This is a genomic window from bacterium, from assembly GCA_040756715.1.
GTDB lineage: Bacteria > UBA9089 > UBA9088 > UBA9088 > UBA9088 > JBFLYE01.
Map to the genome: position 1 here is coordinate 1 of JBFLYE010000127.1, position 15,603 is coordinate 15,603.

General features: G+C 38.1%; 18 protein-coding genes. 13 read left to right on the plus strand and 5 right to left on the minus strand.

Annotated elements, in window-relative coordinates; translation table 11 throughout:
- The first annotated feature begins 169 nt into the window (after positions 1-169).
- On the plus strand, positions 170-3,355 hold the full coding sequence (locus AB1397_04900) for a GAF domain-containing protein (protein MEW6482321.1): 3,186 nt from the start codon (positions 170-172) through the stop codon (positions 3,353-3,355).
- Here AB1397_04900 and rsmA read toward each other — a convergent pair.
- From rsmA to AB1397_04925, 5 genes are all read right to left on the minus strand, one after another.
- Positions 3,341-4,180, minus strand: a complete 840-nt coding sequence (rsmA, locus tag AB1397_04905) for a 16S rRNA (adenine(1518)-N(6)/adenine(1519)-N(6))-dimethyltransferase RsmA (GenBank protein ID MEW6482322.1) — start codon at positions 4,178-4,180, stop codon at positions 3,341-3,343. The genes AB1397_04900 and rsmA overlap by 15 nt on opposite strands.
- 143 nt (positions 4,181-4,323) lie before the next feature.
- On the minus strand, positions 4,324-4,752 hold the full coding sequence (gene smpB / locus AB1397_04910; protein ID MEW6482323.1) for an SsrA-binding protein SmpB: 429 nt from the start codon (positions 4,750-4,752) through the stop codon (positions 4,324-4,326).
- On the minus strand, positions 4,752-6,059 hold the full coding sequence (locus AB1397_04915; protein MEW6482324.1) for a nodulation protein NfeD: 1,308 nt from the start codon (positions 6,057-6,059) through the stop codon (positions 4,752-4,754). Before AB1397_04915 ends, smpB begins: the two co-directional genes overlap by 1 nt.
- A complete protein-coding gene (gene ftsA / locus AB1397_04920) occupies positions 6,056-7,261 on the minus strand; it encodes a cell division protein FtsA (protein MEW6482325.1) in 1,206 nt (401 codons plus the stop codon). Before ftsA ends, AB1397_04915 begins: the two co-directional genes overlap by 4 nt.
- A gap of 18 nt (positions 7,262-7,279) precedes the next feature.
- A complete protein-coding gene (locus AB1397_04925; GenBank protein MEW6482326.1) occupies positions 7,280-7,675 on the minus strand; it encodes a hypothetical protein in 396 nt (131 codons plus the stop codon).
- Between the two features lie 111 nt (positions 7,676-7,786).
- On the opposite strand from AB1397_04925, the gene AB1397_04930 reads away from it, so the two are divergent.
- The 12 genes from AB1397_04930 (at position 7,787) to AB1397_04985 (ending at position 15,527) form a co-directional block, all read left to right on the plus strand.
- Entirely contained in the window at positions 7,787-9,046 is a 1,260-nt protein-coding gene (locus tag AB1397_04930; protein MEW6482327.1) for an HD domain-containing phosphohydrolase, read from the plus strand.
- Positions 9,047-9,193: 147 nt separating this feature from the next.
- Positions 9,194-11,557, plus strand: a complete 2,364-nt coding sequence (locus tag AB1397_04935; protein ID MEW6482328.1) for a HEAT repeat domain-containing protein — start codon at positions 9,194-9,196, stop codon at positions 11,555-11,557.
- A gap of 137 nt (positions 11,558-11,694) precedes the next feature.
- Entirely contained in the window at positions 11,695-12,111 is a 417-nt protein-coding gene (rplP, locus tag AB1397_04940) for a 50S ribosomal protein L16 (GenBank protein MEW6482329.1), read from the plus strand.
- Entirely contained in the window at positions 12,098-12,334 is a 237-nt protein-coding gene (gene rpmC, locus AB1397_04945) for a 50S ribosomal protein L29 (protein MEW6482330.1), read from the plus strand. The genes rplP and rpmC overlap by 14 nt, the downstream gene beginning before the upstream one ends.
- A 3-nt stretch (positions 12,335-12,337) precedes the next feature.
- Positions 12,338-12,568 (plus strand): 30S ribosomal protein S17, encoded by a 231-nt coding sequence (gene rpsQ / locus AB1397_04950; GenBank protein ID MEW6482331.1) that lies wholly within the window; start codon positions 12,338-12,340, stop codon positions 12,566-12,568.
- Entirely contained in the window at positions 12,565-12,933 is a 369-nt protein-coding gene (rplN, locus tag AB1397_04955) for a 50S ribosomal protein L14 (protein ID MEW6482332.1), read from the plus strand. The genes rpsQ and rplN overlap by 4 nt, the downstream gene beginning before the upstream one ends.
- Positions 12,934-12,964: 31 nt before the next feature.
- Positions 12,965-13,291: a 50S ribosomal protein L24 gene (gene rplX / locus AB1397_04960; GenBank protein ID MEW6482333.1), complete on the plus strand. Its 327-nt coding sequence runs from the start codon at positions 12,965-12,967 to the stop codon at positions 13,289-13,291.
- Positions 13,291-13,830, plus strand: coding sequence for a 50S ribosomal protein L5 (gene rplE / locus AB1397_04965; GenBank protein ID MEW6482334.1), 540 nt, complete (start codon positions 13,291-13,293; stop codon positions 13,828-13,830). The genes rplX and rplE overlap by 1 nt, the downstream gene beginning before the upstream one ends.
- Before the next feature lie 2 nt (positions 13,831-13,832).
- Positions 13,833-14,018 carry a type Z 30S ribosomal protein S14 gene (locus AB1397_04970; protein MEW6482335.1) on the plus strand — a complete coding sequence of 62 codons (186 nt, stop codon included), beginning with the start codon at positions 13,833-13,835 and terminating at the stop codon, positions 14,016-14,018.
- Between the two features lies 1 nt (position 14,019).
- Entirely contained in the window at positions 14,020-14,421 is a 402-nt protein-coding gene (gene rpsH, locus AB1397_04975; protein ID MEW6482336.1) for a 30S ribosomal protein S8, read from the plus strand.
- A gap of 58 nt (positions 14,422-14,479) precedes the next feature.
- A complete protein-coding gene (locus AB1397_04980; protein ID MEW6482337.1) occupies positions 14,480-15,340 on the plus strand; it encodes a dihydropteroate synthase in 861 nt (286 codons plus the stop codon).
- Complete coding sequence (locus AB1397_04985; GenBank protein ID MEW6482338.1) at positions 15,303-15,527, plus strand: hypothetical protein; 225 nt, start codon at positions 15,303-15,305, stop codon at positions 15,525-15,527. The genes AB1397_04980 and AB1397_04985 overlap by 38 nt, the downstream gene beginning before the upstream one ends.
- Positions 15,528-15,603 lie beyond the last annotated feature (76 nt).

A 15,603-nucleotide genomic window follows, 5' to 3' on the forward strand; every position in this document is an offset into this window, starting at 1 on the left:
CACCCTATCTATTTTTGCACTAAGTGATGGAAGATACTATACAAAGAGCTACCCTTTGTAGCCCATCCTGAAGTGAATGCTGACAACAAGCATGCTGAAAGGCAAATAAGATCAGCATCCAAAAACAAAACCTTTGACAAATAGGGAATTTTTTGTAATAATTTAAGGTATGAAAAAATTAGGGTTTATATTTGATGTTTTTATATGGCTAATTGTCCTTTCTTTTATAGGAGTTACAATATTTCTTAATTACAAAACAGGTATTCCTATGCACCCTGCTATGTATCTTGTCCTCTTTTTCCTCCTTTTCTCTACGATTATCGTCCAAGAGGAAAAGAGAAGAAACAAAAAAAGAAAAGAAAGGCTTTTCTGCCTTCAAAAAGCAAGCCTTTCTTTGGCAGGAAGCCTTAATTTAGCCGATGTCTTTGAACAAACAGCAACATCCAGCTTTCTTCTTGCAAAGAATGCCATAGCCTGTATGGTTGAGCAGATTGCCGAAGGAATACCATGGCCAAGGTATTCTTTGAATATTCAGGGAAAACCCGATAACACCTTTGGTCTTATGGTAAAAGAAAAAGAGGATATTGTCTATTCAGAGCTTCCAAAAGAAAGACCTAAATGGAGCAGCGATTACAAATATTTTATTGGCATACCCTTAACCCTTGCTGGAAACATTATAGGAACCATTGAGCTATATTTCAAAAAGAAGCATAAAATAGGGAGGGAAGAAAAAGAGGCTTTGATTACCCTTTCCTCCTATGCTGCATCTTCTATTTCTAACGCAAGCCAATATGAAGAAACTTCCCTTGCCTTACAGAAGGAAAAGCAGGCATTTATTGCCCTATCAAAGATAGATAAATCATTAAAGGAAGAGGTGCTTGACCTAGAAGACCAGCTAAACATTATCCTTAAAGAGGCATTTAGAGCAAGTGGTGCAATGAAGAGCGAGGTTTGGGTTTTTGATGAAGAGGCAAAGGAGCTTTTCTGTATTACAGTTTATCCCCTGGTTGATATGGTCTATGGGGTCAGGTGTAAAATGGATGAGGGTTTAGTTGGCGAGGCTTTAAAGTCTAATAAGCCGATAAGCTGCCCTGATTTGACAAAAGAGCCAAGATTTACAAATCCCCTAAAGAGAAAGGTTATCTCCTCTTTATTTATCCCTTTAATTTATCAGGAAAAAAATGTTGGTGTTATGGCATTATTCAACAAGAATGGAAATCAGCCATTTACCGAGGCTGACCTTAATATTTTAGAAGGCATTTCTACCCAAGCAGCCATTGTCATACATCAGACAAAAATGTATTATAAGCTTAAGAACCTAACCGCCGGGCTTGTCTCCCTTTATGAGATAAACAGAACCCTCGCTGAGGGAAAGGAGCTTAATAATGTTTTACAGCTTATCCTTAAAAAGGGATGTGAGCTTTTTTCTTGTGAGAATGGCTCAATTATGCTTTTGGATGAAAAGACAAATGAATTGACCATAAAGGTAGCCTCTGGTCTCTCGGATGAGATAATAAGAAACACAAAGAAATATGTAGGTGATGGCTCTATAGCTGGATGGGTAGCAAAGGAGAGAAAACCCCTTATTCTTCTTGGAAGGGTGCTTGATGAGAGGTTTTCTGGGGTTCGTGAAACGACAAAGGATAGCCTGTGCGTTCCAATGATAACAAAGAATAGGCTTATCGGTGTATTTTCTTTAAGCAATAGAAAGGGTCAGGGCATATTTGAAAAGGCAGATATGGACTTGCTTGCAACCCTAGCAAATGAGGCTGCTCTAGCCATAGAAACAGCCATTCTTTATGACATTTCCCAGAAAAGGATAAAAGAGCTTTTAGGAATAAAGAGGATAGCGGGTGAGATGATGTTAAGAAAGGATATAAAAGAAATAATCGGTTTATCTCTTAATATAGGGTGTGAGTTATTAGAATGTGAATTTGGTTGGTTTTTTGAGCCAAAGGAGGGAATCTATCTCCTTATATCTGCCAGGGGAAAGGGAAGAATGGATGAAAGGGATTTTGAAGGCATTATTAAAAGAGGGGATGATACTGTAAAGTGGATAGGAGAGAATAAAAAGCCCTTAATAATTGATAAATGCGAGGAAGACCCAAGGTTTGCACCAATTAGAACAATCTCTTGTAAAACCCTCCTTGGTATCCCTGTTATATCAGGAGAAAACCTTTTGGGTGTAATAGAATTTTTTAATAAGGAGCCATATTTTACAAAGGACGATGTCCGATTGGGCTTGGTTTTTGCAAATCAGATGGCTATTGCTATTGAAAATGCAAGCCTTTTCCTTGATATAAAGAAGAAAGCCCTTGAGCTTTCAACGGTTAATCAAATGGTAAAGGAGATTGCTTCTGTGCCTAATCTGGATGAGCTTTATTCAAGGGTTATATCCTTTGGAGCAAGGGTAATGCGCTCAAAGAAGGCTTGGTTTCACCTTATCGAGGATAGGGAGCTTATTCTTAAAGGAGAAATGGGTTTAAGTGAATTAGAGAAAAAAAGGGAAGGGGGGCTTAGTCTGGGAAAGGGAATAGCTGGTGTTTGTGCATTAGAAAAGGAGATAATTCTTGTTTCTGATCTAAAAACGGATAAGAGAATTAGGGAGGAGGATAAAAGAATGTATAAGCCTACCTCATACATTTCCTGCCCCATTGTTGTTAAGGATGAGCCAATAGGTGTTCTTTCTTTTTCTGAGAAGTTAATGGAGGCAGATTACAATGAGGATGATCTGGGTCTCCTTACTACCCTTAGTTCACAGGTCTCTATTGCTATTGAAAATATCCGTTTATACCTAAACCTGGAAAGGCATACCATAGAAACATTTAAAACCATATCAGCCATCATTGAGACAAGAGACCCAAGGACAAGGGGTTATTCCGAAATGGTGGGAAAATTTGCAGAGCAACTGGCAAAGAATAAAGAGCTTTCTGAGGATGAAATAAAAAATATAGCTTCTGCATCATACCTTATTGATATTGGAAAAATTGGTATCCCAGAGGAAATCCTTTTGAAGGATGAGCGTTTTCTTAACCCAGAAGAGGTCGAAAGACTAAAGCAGCATCCCGTTATGAGCGTTCAGATCTTGCGTTCCTATGCAGGATTTAAGCCCATTATCAAGCTTATCTATCACCATCATGAAAACTACGATGGCACAGGATACCCAGATGGCATCTCTGGTGAGGCCATTCCTATTGGCTCAAGAATAATTGCCATCTCTGATAATTTCTCAAGGCTTTTAAAGGAAGGAAGGACAAAAAAAGAAGGAATTGCCTTCTTACAAGAAAAATCTGGCTCATATTTTGATCCTGAGCTTGTCTCTATATTTATAAATTCCTGTTTAAAGGAAGGGTAAAGATGCTATTTTAGAAATATCAAAGATGCTTAATTTCTCAACCCTAATATCTGGATTTATCCCTTCCTTTTTTAAGAAAGAAATTAGCTCCTTCTTTGGAATCTTAAGCCTTAAAAGGGAATTTATTATCTTCTTTCTTCTTTGTGAAAATAGGATTTCTACAATCTTAAAAAAATTTGGCAGGGGGGCAATAAGGGGCTTTTCTAAAAAATTAAGTTTAATAAGGCATGAGTAGGGTTTTGGTCTGGGAAAAAATGAATTCGGGCTTATCTTTATGAGCATCTCAGGTTTTGTATAAATTTGAAGGAGAATAGAGAGCATCCCATAATCCCTTCCAGAACAAGATATAACCCTTTTTGCAACCTCATATTGGAGAATAAGTATGCAAAATGTAATATAATCCCTAAATTTTAGAAGATGGAGGATTATGGGTGTGGTTATGTGATATGGAAGAGAGCCGATTATCTTTGCCTTATCTTTTAAAAGCAAAGAAAGGTTTGTCTTTAAAATATCATCTTCTATTATCTCTGCATTCTTAAATGGCTCAAGGTTTTTTTTAAGAATTGGAACAAAATTAGGGTCTATTTCGCAGGAAATAAGCCTAGCTACATTTGATGCAATCCTTCTTGATAAAAGACCAATCCCCCCTCCTATCTCAAATATGGTATCATCCTTTTTTAGCTCTAATTCCCTAATGATTTTGTTTATTACCCCCTCATTGATAAGGAAATTCTGGGAAAGGTCTTTCTTTAACCTTATACCCTGATTTTTAAGAATCTCAAGCGTCTCATTATAAAGGGACATATTTATAGTATCTTCCCTCACTTAGTGCAAAAATAGATAGTTATTAAAATTTTGAATTCTAAATTTTGAATTTTGGATTGAAAGAGTAAGTTTTATAAAATTTTTCCCCTTTTAATTCAAAATTCAACATTCAAAATTCAAAATTTTAGTATGTGTTTAGCTTCTTACTTATTTTTTAATGCTCTTTCTATCTCCCTGGTATGGAGCCTTTTCTTTATCGCCTCCCTCTTATCATAAAGCCTTTTTCCCCTGCCAAGCCCAAGCTCTACCTTTACCCTTCCCTTTTTAAAATAAACCTTGGTTGGAACAAGGGCCATCCTTTTTTCCTCCATCTTTCCCCTTAGCCTTTCAATCTGGTATTTATGGAGAAGGAGCTTTTTCTTTCTTGCTAAATCCCCTCCTCCCTGATGACTGATATGGCAATTATACAAAAAACATTCATTATTTTCTATTCTAGCAAATGCCTCTGCTATATTCCCCCTTTTTTCCCTTAATCCCTTTACCTCGTATCCTGTAAGGGAAATTCCCGCCTCAATGGTTTCCAAAATTTCATAATTAAACCATACTTTTCTATTTGTGCAGATTACCTCCACTATACTACCTTCTTTACCTTAAGAACCAAGCCTTCAATAGCAACAACCTCTATCTCGGTATCCTTTTCTATCTCTTCCTCTGATCTTGCTTTCCATAGCTCACCATCTACAAAGACCATCCCCTCTTTTTGAATTTGGGTTGTTGCCTTTCCCCTATTTCCAATCATCCCTTTTGAGCCTGTTTTTACCTTTCTAAATTGTGCCTTAATACCTAAGGTTATCAATATAAAAAACAAAACAACCGTGGTTATGCTAATAGAGAGGATAAGGGAGTGTGAAATGGCGACCTCAGGGGAAAATGAGGAATCAATGAGCATAAATGAGCCTAGTGTTAAGGCTACGCCACCACCCAAAAGGAATACCCCAGGGGTTTGTGCCTTTATCTCGGCAATCAGCAAAGTAAAACCCAGGAGGATAAGAAGAAGGCCAGCAAGGTTGATAGATAGGTTGGAAAGCCCAAAGAATGCCATAATCAAAAATATGCTTCCCAAAATAGCTCCCAAACCAATACCCGGTGAGGCGAATTCATAGATTAAGCCATATATTCCAAGGATTAAGAAAATGTAGGCAATATTCGGCTCAGCCAAAGAATGGAGGAATTTTTCCCTAAAGCTCATCTTTATCTCAGTTATTTTTTTGTTTTTTGTGTGAAGAACAATCTTTTCATTATCCCTCGTTACTATTCTTCCCTCAAGTTTAGTGAGCAGAGAATCTAGAGAAGAAGCAATAATGTCGCAAATGTTAAGCTTAACAGCCTCTTCGTCGGTTATTGATTTGCTCTCCCTAACTGCCTTTTCTGCCCATTCTATGTTTCTCTTTCTCTCTCTTGCTATCCCCTTTATCTCTGCCACAAGGTCATTTAAAATCTTTTCTTCAATTTTCTCCGACATTCCCTCTCCCATTGAGACAGGGTGTGCTGCACCAATATGGGTAGAGGGTGCCATAGCAACAATATCAGAGGCAAGGCAGATAAATACACCCGCAGATGCAGCCCTTGCTCCCTTTGGAGATATATAAGAACAAACAGGGATTTTTGAATTTAAAAGCTCTTTTACAATTTCATGGGTAGATGTAACAAGGCCACCTGGTGTATCAATCTTTATAATAACTAAAGAGAGGTTTTTTTGCTCTGCCTTGGCTAAACTATTCCTCACAAACCTTGCTGTTATCGGGTTAATAACGCCATCTATCTTTATAAGCCCAATATCACAAAAGCCAATGCCTGCGGATAATAAAAAGAAAAAGATAATTTTGAATTTCAAGTTGTAGTTTTGAATTTTGAATTTTGAATTTTGAATTTTTTTCATATCCGGAAAAAATCCTTTGCCCTCTTCCACCAGGGGAGAGATATTGACGCCTTTTTTCTCCCTTTTTTATGATGCTCCTTGGCAGAAAGCATAACAAGACCAACCGATGGAGCATAGAATGGCGTAGATACAGCATCAACCAGACCACCTATGTTTTGAGGAATACCAAGCCTTACGGGAAGATTGAATATTTCTTTACAAAGCTCAACACAACCTCCCATCATTGCTCCACCACCTATCAAGACAACACCTGCATTTATCCTTGGTTTAAACCTTGTAATCTCCTTATCCAACATAGAAAACATTTCTTCCATCCTTGATTGGATTACCTCAGATAGAATATGTCTTGGAACGCTTTGCTCTTTTTGTCCTCCAAAGGGCTGGAGGACTATCTCCTCATTTTCAGAAATAAGGGAAGAAAAACAACACCCCCTTTCCCTTTTTATCCTCTCTGCATTCTCAAAGGATGTTTTAAGAACAATTGAGATATCCTTTGTGATATTCGTTCCTCCAATAGAAATGGTATATAAATGATGGAGATTGCCCTCTATAAATATAGCCATATCCGTTGTTCCACCGCCAATATCAATTAAGGCTACACCAAGATGCTTTTCATCAGGAGAAAGGACGGCTTCTGCTCCTGCCAATAATGATAAAACAGGCTGGTTAATCATCTTTAGGCCTGCCTTTTCAACACACATCATAAGGTTTTGGATGGCTGTCTTCTTTGCTGTTATAAAATAAACCTCTGTTTCAAGCCTCATCCCTATCATACCCACAGGATCTTCTATGCCATCCTGGTCATCCACCCTGTAAGATTGGGGAAGGTAGTGGAGAATCTCCATATCCTGGGCAATATTAACCGCCTTTGCTGTTTCAATAACCCTTTTAACATCAAGTTTTGTTATCCCTCCTCCCTTTTTAATAGCTATCATTCCTGGGTTTGTAATGCCTTTAACCGAGCTTCCTGAGATGTTAATTGTAACAGATTCTATCTTGCTTCCTGACATAAGCTCAGCCTTACTCATAGATTGTTCAATGGATGCTGTTGTTTGGGAAATATTTGAGACCATTCCCCTATGCAGACCAGAACAGGGCTTTGTGTCTATGCCGATTATCTCTATCTTTCCATTCTTTTTTATTTCACCGACACAGACGCAAACCTTTGTGGTTCCAATATCTAATCCTACAATGGGCGACATTTTCTCTAAAAATTTAAATCATTCTGGATATATAATTGTAATTGTTAAATCCTGTTTTGTCTTTCTATGAAGCCTTCTAAAATCCCTTTCAAGGTCATAATCAGATGAATAGACAATAAGAATTCTCTTCTTCTTTTCAGCAATTCTTTCCGGGGTGATTATAGAATTTGGGTATTTAATAAATGGAGATTCTTCTTCTTTGAACAGGGGATTTGTAAGCCTTACCCCAAGAACATTTCCCCTTTCTTGCTTTATCCTTGCCTCCTTTACATCCTCAACAAAATATTTTCTCTCCTTATCCCTTATAATATTTATCTTGATGATTACCTCTTTCCCAGAAAGCTCCTCCTTTAATATCCTCTTATTCTCTTCCCTTATCCTTGCCCTTTCTCTTACTTCTTCCTCTATCATCATATATATTTAATGATAGCATATCAATATGTCCAATATCAAGTATTTTATATTTTTTTAAGCAAAACGCACTTGACAAAAATAAGACAAAAATATAAAATCTTTTTAAAGAGAATGGAAGATAGTGTGGTTAAAGATTATACCCAAAGCCTCCTTAAGTTTTTAACCAATGGGAAAAAAACAAGGAATAGAATAAAAAAATTCCTGGATTTTCCAATAGATAAGCTTTCCTCTCTTCATCTTTCAGCCCTCTCATCTATCGTAGGAAACAACAGTAATAATGCCGCAGAGGTCATTAAAAAATCAGAGGGTTTTCTTAATAAAGTAATAAAAGAGAGCAATACAGCCATGATAAAAAGGCTTTCAAGTGTATCAGGCTTTTTATCCTCTTCTTTAACAAGCGAAGACCTCCTTACTGTGATTATGAAATCAGCCCTTAATGAGCTAAAAGGTGAAACAGGCTCTTTGATGCTACTTGATAAGGATAAAAAGGAGCTTTCAATAAAAGCCTCGGTTGGACTTTCAGAGGACATTGTAAAGACAACAAAAACAAAAATAGGAGAAAGGATAGCAGGAAAGGTCGTAGAAACAGGCAAACCCCTTCTTTTAAACAAATCAAAGAGTAAGATAAAATCAGCCCTTTGCGTTCCGCTTTCTGTAAAGGATGAGATTATCGGCATCCTTTCTGTAAATAGGATGAATAACATTAGCCCATTTACCCAATATGACCTCTCTGTTTTATCGTTTCTTGCAAACCTTGCCGCAGCTGCAATTATCCATACAAACCTGACCTCTGAGATAAAATCTGCCTATCTTGCTACAGTAAAAACACTAATTGCCGCAATTGAGGCAAAAGACCATTATACAAGGGGTCATTCAGAGGCTGTGGCAAGATACACAACCGCCATTGCCAAAGAATTCCATCTCTCCGCCGAGGAGATTGAAAGGCTTTATATTGCAGGTCTTCTTCATGACATTGGAAAGATAGGGATAAAGGAGGATATTTTACTTAAGCCAGGTAGATTAACCAATGAGGAATTTGAGGCAATAAAGGAGCATCCAGTGATTGGGACAAAGATATTAGAGCCTGCTGGTTTTCACAAGGATGTTATGACTGCTGTTTCATACCATCACGAAAGACCCGATGGAAAGGGCTATCCATATGGAGAAAAGAATGGAAATATCTATATTGGTGCTTCTATAATCAATGTGGCAGATGCCTTTGATGCTATGACATCTGAGCGGCCGTATAGGTCTGCTCTGTCTATTGAGGAGGCAGCAGCTGAGCTTAAAAAGAATGCAGGAAGTCAGTTTAATAAAGATGTGGTGGAAAAATTTCTTATAATCTTAAAAAGAAAGGGAGCGATAAAGTAAATTCAAAATGCAAAACCAAAGATGGAGGCTATCTATGTCGTATCTATAGGACTCATTAATTGTGGGTTTGATATTAATAAATATCAAGAAACACATAGGAAAAAATTGAAAAAAATGTAAGTTTGTTTTCCACTTTGATTTTTTACGATGCCTGAAGTAATAAAGATTGGTGAGATAATGCCCCAGCTTAAGGATGAAAAGTTAAACATCCGTCAAGCTGCGGCTTTGGCTTTAGGCCATATAGGAGAACCTGCTATTCCAGAGCTTATTTCAACCCTCTCTGATGGACAAAAGGAGATTCGCGCTGCTGCTGTTTTTGCCTTAAGCCAAATAGGAAAAAAGGCAATACCTGCTTTGATTCATACATTGCAAAATGCATCGGATAGAAACACGGCTTTATCAGCTTTAGAAACACTTGGGTTAATTAAGGCATCTGAGGCAGTTGATGTTATTTCGCAAAGATTGGCTGACCCTGACAAATTTATAAGGAGGCAGTCAGCAATAACCCTTGGTCAGATTGGAACTCCACCTGCAATAGAGCCTTTAAAAACTGTATTGAATGACGATGAACCAATTGTTCGACAGGCTGTGGTAGTCTCATTGGGTCAGATAGGAGGTGATAGTGTAGCAGATTACCTTATAGACAGGCTTTCTGACTTTAGTAAGCCTGTAGTTTCTGCAGCCTGTGTTGGGCTTGGAAAGATAAAGAGCGAAAAGGCAGTTATTCCCCTTTCTCATATTTTAAAAGACCAAGACCCTGCTTTAAGAGAGGCTGCGGTGGTTGCTTTAGGAAAAATTGGAAAATCTAGCATAAAATTCCTTGTAAATTCTTTGAATGATTCTGACCCCTCGGTTAGAAAGGCTGTAGGAAAGGCATTGGGCAGAATTGGAAAGCCAGCTATATCTGTAGTTATTAAAAAAACAAAGGATGATAACCCAGAGGTTCGTCCATCTGCTTTAATAGCATTAGCAGAGATGCAAGAAGAGGATGCCATACCAAGCATTGTTAAAGCCCTGCAGGATGAAAACCCAAGCGTTAGGGCAACCGCGGTGATTGTTTTAAAGGACCTTAAGGCAGAGAGTGAAGCAGGTGCTTTAGCTAAAAGGCTTGTAATTGAAGAGGATGAGGGAGTAAAATCAGCCTGTATCATTGCATTAGGAGCCCTAAGAAAACCAGAAACCATTTCTGCACTTACCACAGTTATGAATCATTCAAATAAAAGCTTAAGGATAGCCTGTGCTACCTCACTTGCCAAAATGGGAGAGCCTGTTGTTCCTGTTCTTACATCATCCCTTTCAAATCCAAATGCATTTATAAGGGAAACAGCTGCAATTGCTGCTGGTCAGCTTAAAAGCCCTGAGTTAGTTGCTCCTTTGATTGAGAGGCTTGGCGATAACCATCCATATGTTCGACATGCAGCTATTCAAGCATTGATAAGGATAGGTGAGCTAAGTATTGTTAGGCTTATAAGGGCATTAGGCGATGGAAACCTTTATGCCAGAGAGGGTGCGGCCAACGCATTAGGAGCTATTGGAAAAGCAGCTATTCCCCATCTTATGAAGTCCCTTTCTGATAGCCATCCCTATGTTCGTGAGGCGGCTACTATCAGCCTTGGAAAGATTGGAAATGATGCGGTTGGTCATTTGATTCAGAGCCTTGAGGATGACAAATGGTATGTGAGAGAAGCATCTGCACTTGCACTTGGTCAAACAAAAAGCCTTGAGGCTTCATCTGCCCTTGTTAAAGCTTTAACTGTGGTGGGAGATTATCATCCATATGTAAGGAGGGCATATGTAACTGCCCTAGGTGAGATAGGAGATAAAAAGGCTGTTCCTGCAATAATTGAAAGGCTTAAGGATAATGAATGGTATATCAGGCAATCTGCGGCAATTGCCCTTGGCAAGCTAGGAAGTAAGGAGGCAATCCCTGCTTTAACCAGGGCATTGGCCGATCCTGACCCAAGGGTAAGCAAGGCAGTAACTACTGCCCTAGGTCAGATTGGTCAACCCGCGGTTTCTCAAATAATTGAAAGGCTTGGTGTAAAGACAAGAAGAACTGAGGATTTTTATTTTCCAGTTCCTCCTATGGAAAAAGAAGAGGGATTTTATCCAGCTTTACCAGAGAAAAGAGAAGAATCCTTTGAATTTTTTCCTCCCAGCCAAGGCTATCAAAAGGTAGAGGAAGAACCTGCTTATCCCGGGTTTCCTTTTTCACCCCCTGCTTTCCCTTCTGTTTTTGAAGAAGAAGAGAAACCAGAAGGACAAGTGCCTGCTCTTTCCCAGGAAAGTGCTAAAGATGTAATACAAACCAAGCTCACTGGCCTAGATGAGGCTACCTTGAAATACATTATAGGCCTTATCCCAAAAGATAAAGGGATAAGCAAAGAGGAGCTAATAAAGAGGATTATAGAGGAAACAGAGAAACAAAAAAGGGAGATAAAGGAAAAGGCAGAAGATTTAACAGAGAAGATAGAGGGAAGGGCTCAGAGAATTATGGAAAAGCTGATGTAGCGTTGTGGGTTATTTTAAAAGAGACCTCAATTTTCCTTAAAAATCCAAATTTAGCCTAAAAGGCAGGGGGTAAGTTTCAAAAAAGATTGACAGGAGAGATTATAAAATGTTATCCTTTTGTTTTTATTTAAGAAAAAATGTTGATGCCAAAGAAGGTTAAATATAGAAAACAGCAGAGGGGGAGAATGGCAGGACCAACAAAGGGAGGAGGGTTTCTTGTATTTGGTGATTATGGCCTGGTTGCCCTAGAGCCACATTGGATAACTGCAAGGCAGATTGAGGCAGGAAGGATTGCTATAACCCGTCATTTAAAAAGGGGTGGAAAGATATGGATAAGGGTATTTCCCGATAAACCTGTAACAAAAAAGCCTCTGGAAACAAGGATGGGAAAAGGCAAAGGTGCGGTTGACCATTGGGTTGCGGTTGTAAAACCAGGAAGGATACTCTTTGAATTAACAGGTGTGGCAAAGGAGGTTGCATGTGAGGCATTGCGTCTTGCCTCCCATAAGCTTCCCATTGCAACAAGAATATTGGAAAGAAGTGAAGGCAGCTGATTTAAGGGAATTTACAAATGAGGAGCTTTTAAATAAAAGAAAGGAGCTTTGTTTGGAGCTTCTTAACCTTCGTCATCAAAAGGTAATAAGGCAGATTGAGAATCCAAGAAGAATAAGGGAAATAAAGAGAACAATTGCCCAGGTTAATACAATTGTAAAGGAAAGAGAGCTTGGGATAAATCAGAAGTCAGAAGAGAGAAGTCAGAAGACAGAAGTGAGGTAAGGTATGAGAAAGGAAAGAACCGGTGTTGTAATTAGTGATAAGATGGATAAGACGGTTGTTGTTGAGGGAGAAACAATGGTTAAGCATCCATTATACAAAAAATATCAAAAGAGAAAAAAGAAATATTATTGTCATAATGAAAAAAAAGCAAAAATTGGAGATAGGGTAAAAATTATAGAAACAAGGCCCCTTTCAAAGATGAAAAGATGGGCGGTGGTTGAGGTATTAAAATGATTCAACAGCAAACAATGTTAAGCGTGGCAGATAATTCTGGAGCAAGAAAGCTTATGTGTATGAAGGTTCTTGGTGGTTCAAAGAGAAGATATGCAGGACTTGGCGATATAATTATTGGTGTTGTTAAAGAGGCTATCCCTACATCACCTATCAAACAAGGCTCAGTGGTTAAGGCTGTTGTGGTTAGAACAAGAAAGGAGCAAAGAAGAGAGGATGGCTCATATATAAGGTTTGACACTAATTCAGCTATTATCATTGATAATGATGGAAATCCAAAGGCAACTCGTGTTTTTGGGCCTGTGGCAAGGGAATTGAGGCAAAAGAATTTTACAAAGATAATAACCCTTGCCCCAGAAGTGGTATAATGAAAAAAAATTGTGGTAAAAATTTAATAAAATGAGTTTAAGGATAAAGAAAAACGATAGGGTATATGTTTTAACAGGAAAAGATAGGGGAAAGGAGGGAAAGATAATAAAGGTTTTTCCTAAAAAAGAAAAGGTTCTAGTTGAGGGAATAAATAGGATAAAAAGGCATACAAGACCAACCCAGGCAAATAGACAGGGAGGGATTATTGAAAGGGAATCTCCTATTCATATCTCAAATGTAGCCCTTGTTTGTCCTAATTGCACAAGCCCAACAAGGTTTTCTGTTGGATTTACCTCAAACCAAGATAAAGTTAGGATATGCAGAAAATGCAAGGAGCCTATAGATAGGAAGGAATAATGGCGAGATTAAAGACAATTTATAAAGATAAAATAATTCCCCTTATGATGAAGGAGGATGGATATAAAAATCCTCTGGCTGTTCCACGGCTTTCAAAGATTGTTATTAATATGGGCGTAGGAGATGCAACAGTGGATGGAAAGCTCCTAGACAGGGCAGTAGATGAACTTACCCTAATCTCTGGCCAGAAGGCTATAAAGAGGAAGGCAAAAAGATCAGAGGCAGGGTTTAAATTGAGAAAGGGGATGGCCATAGGATGTATGGTTACCTTAAGGAGGGAGAGGATGTATGAATTCCTTGACAGGCTTTTAAATATGGCTTTGCCAAGGGTTCGTGATTTTAGAGGATTATCACCACAATCATTTGATGGTCAGGGCAATTATACATTGGGAATAAAGGAGCAAATAATCTTTTCTGAAATAGATTATGATAAGGTTGAAAAGATAAGGGGGATGAATATAACATTAGTAACCACAGCAAGGAGTGATAAAGAGGCAAAGAGGTTATTAGAGCTTTTTGGCTTTCCATTTGTAAAATAATTATGGCAAAAAAATCATTGATTGCAAAGCAAAAGAGAACACCGAAGTTTAAAACAAGGTTTTATAACAGATGCAGGTTATGCGGAAGACCAAGGGGTTTTCTTCGTGATTTTGGTATGTGTAGAATATGCTTTAGAGAATTGGCATCAAGCGGAAAAATCCCTGGTGTTATAAAGGCAAGTTGGTAAGATGAGTAAAAGCTTTGATCCAATAGCTGATATGCTTACAAAGATAAGGAATGCCCAAAGGGCATCCCATCTTCAGATTGATATTCCCTCCTCTGGTATAAAAATAGAAATAGCAAGAATTCTTAAAGATGAAGGGTATATAAAGGGATGGAAGGTAATAGAAGATAAACTCCAGGGGATACTTAGGATATTTTTGAGGTATTCAGAGGATAAGGAGCCTATGATTACAGAGATAAGGAGGATAAGCAAGCCGGGAAGAAGGATATATGTTGGTTGGAAAAATATTCCAAAGGTATTAGGAGGGAGGGGAAGGGTTATCCTTACCACACCCTATGGTGTAATGACAGATAGGGAAGCAAGAAAGCGATTACTTGGAGGAGAGGTTATCTGCTATATTTGGTAATTCTAACATCAAACAAATTTATTGATAAAACTTAAATTTAAGAATAAAATAAATTCTTATGATTTTAATTGGAGAAAGCATTAATATCAGCTCACGAAAGATAGGGGAAGCGATGAGGAACAGGGATAAGAAGCCAATTCAAGAATTGGCTCTCTTGCAAGAGGAGAAGGGTGCCGATATGCTGGATGTAAATATTGGCCCTGCAAGAAAGGAGGGGAAAGAGCTTATGTCTTGGATTGTTGAAACAATACAAGAGGTTTCAAAGCTTCCCTTGTCCCTTGATACAACAAACCCTGAGGCAATGGAGGGAGGGCTTTCTTTATGCAGAGAAAGACCCCTTATAAACTCTGCCTCCTGCCAAGAGGAGCGTCTTTTAAAAATGCTTCCTTTAGCTTCCAAATATGATTGCAATATCATCTGTCTCCTTCTTACCGATGCTGGGCTTCCAAGGGATGTTGATGAGAGGGCATCCCTTTCCTTAAATGTTATAGAAAGGGCAAATAGCCTTGGCATTCCTAATGATAGAATCTTTATTGACCCTGTAATGTTTACAGTAACCGTTGACCAAAAGCAGGTTGTATATTTCAGAGAATTTCTTGAAATTCTTCCCTCTTTATTTGACCCCCCTTGTAAATCAACCTGCGGATTATCAAATGTCTCACAGGGAATTCCCTCTTTAGAATTAAGGTCTATTATGAATCAAGGTGCATTTTGTATTAGCCACGAGGCAGGGATATACTCTGCTATTGTGAATGTATTAGACGATGATTTTATGGAAACAGTATCTGGGATTAAAAAAGAGGGTTCTGTAGATGGCTATCTTTCTAAAACCTCTCAGGAAAAGAAAATTAAATTAGAAAAAACAATAAGGGTTTTAAAAAATGAATCCTTATATTGCCATTCCTGGCTTGAATTATGAAAAGATTTTTGATTTTATTGGTTTTTTTCTTTCTTTTCCTGTATCTTCCGAGCTTTCAAAGAATGATATTGACAAGATAAGAAAGATTGTAAGGGAGGAGGTGCAAAGGGAGGTAGGTGCATTAAGGCAGGAGATGAATCTTATAGTTAATTCCATAACGCTTTACAAAATGTATGTGTTTAGATAATCTTAAGGAAAACTTTATAAAATTATGAATTTTGAATGTTGAATTTTGAATTAAAAGGGAAAAAATTTTATAAAAC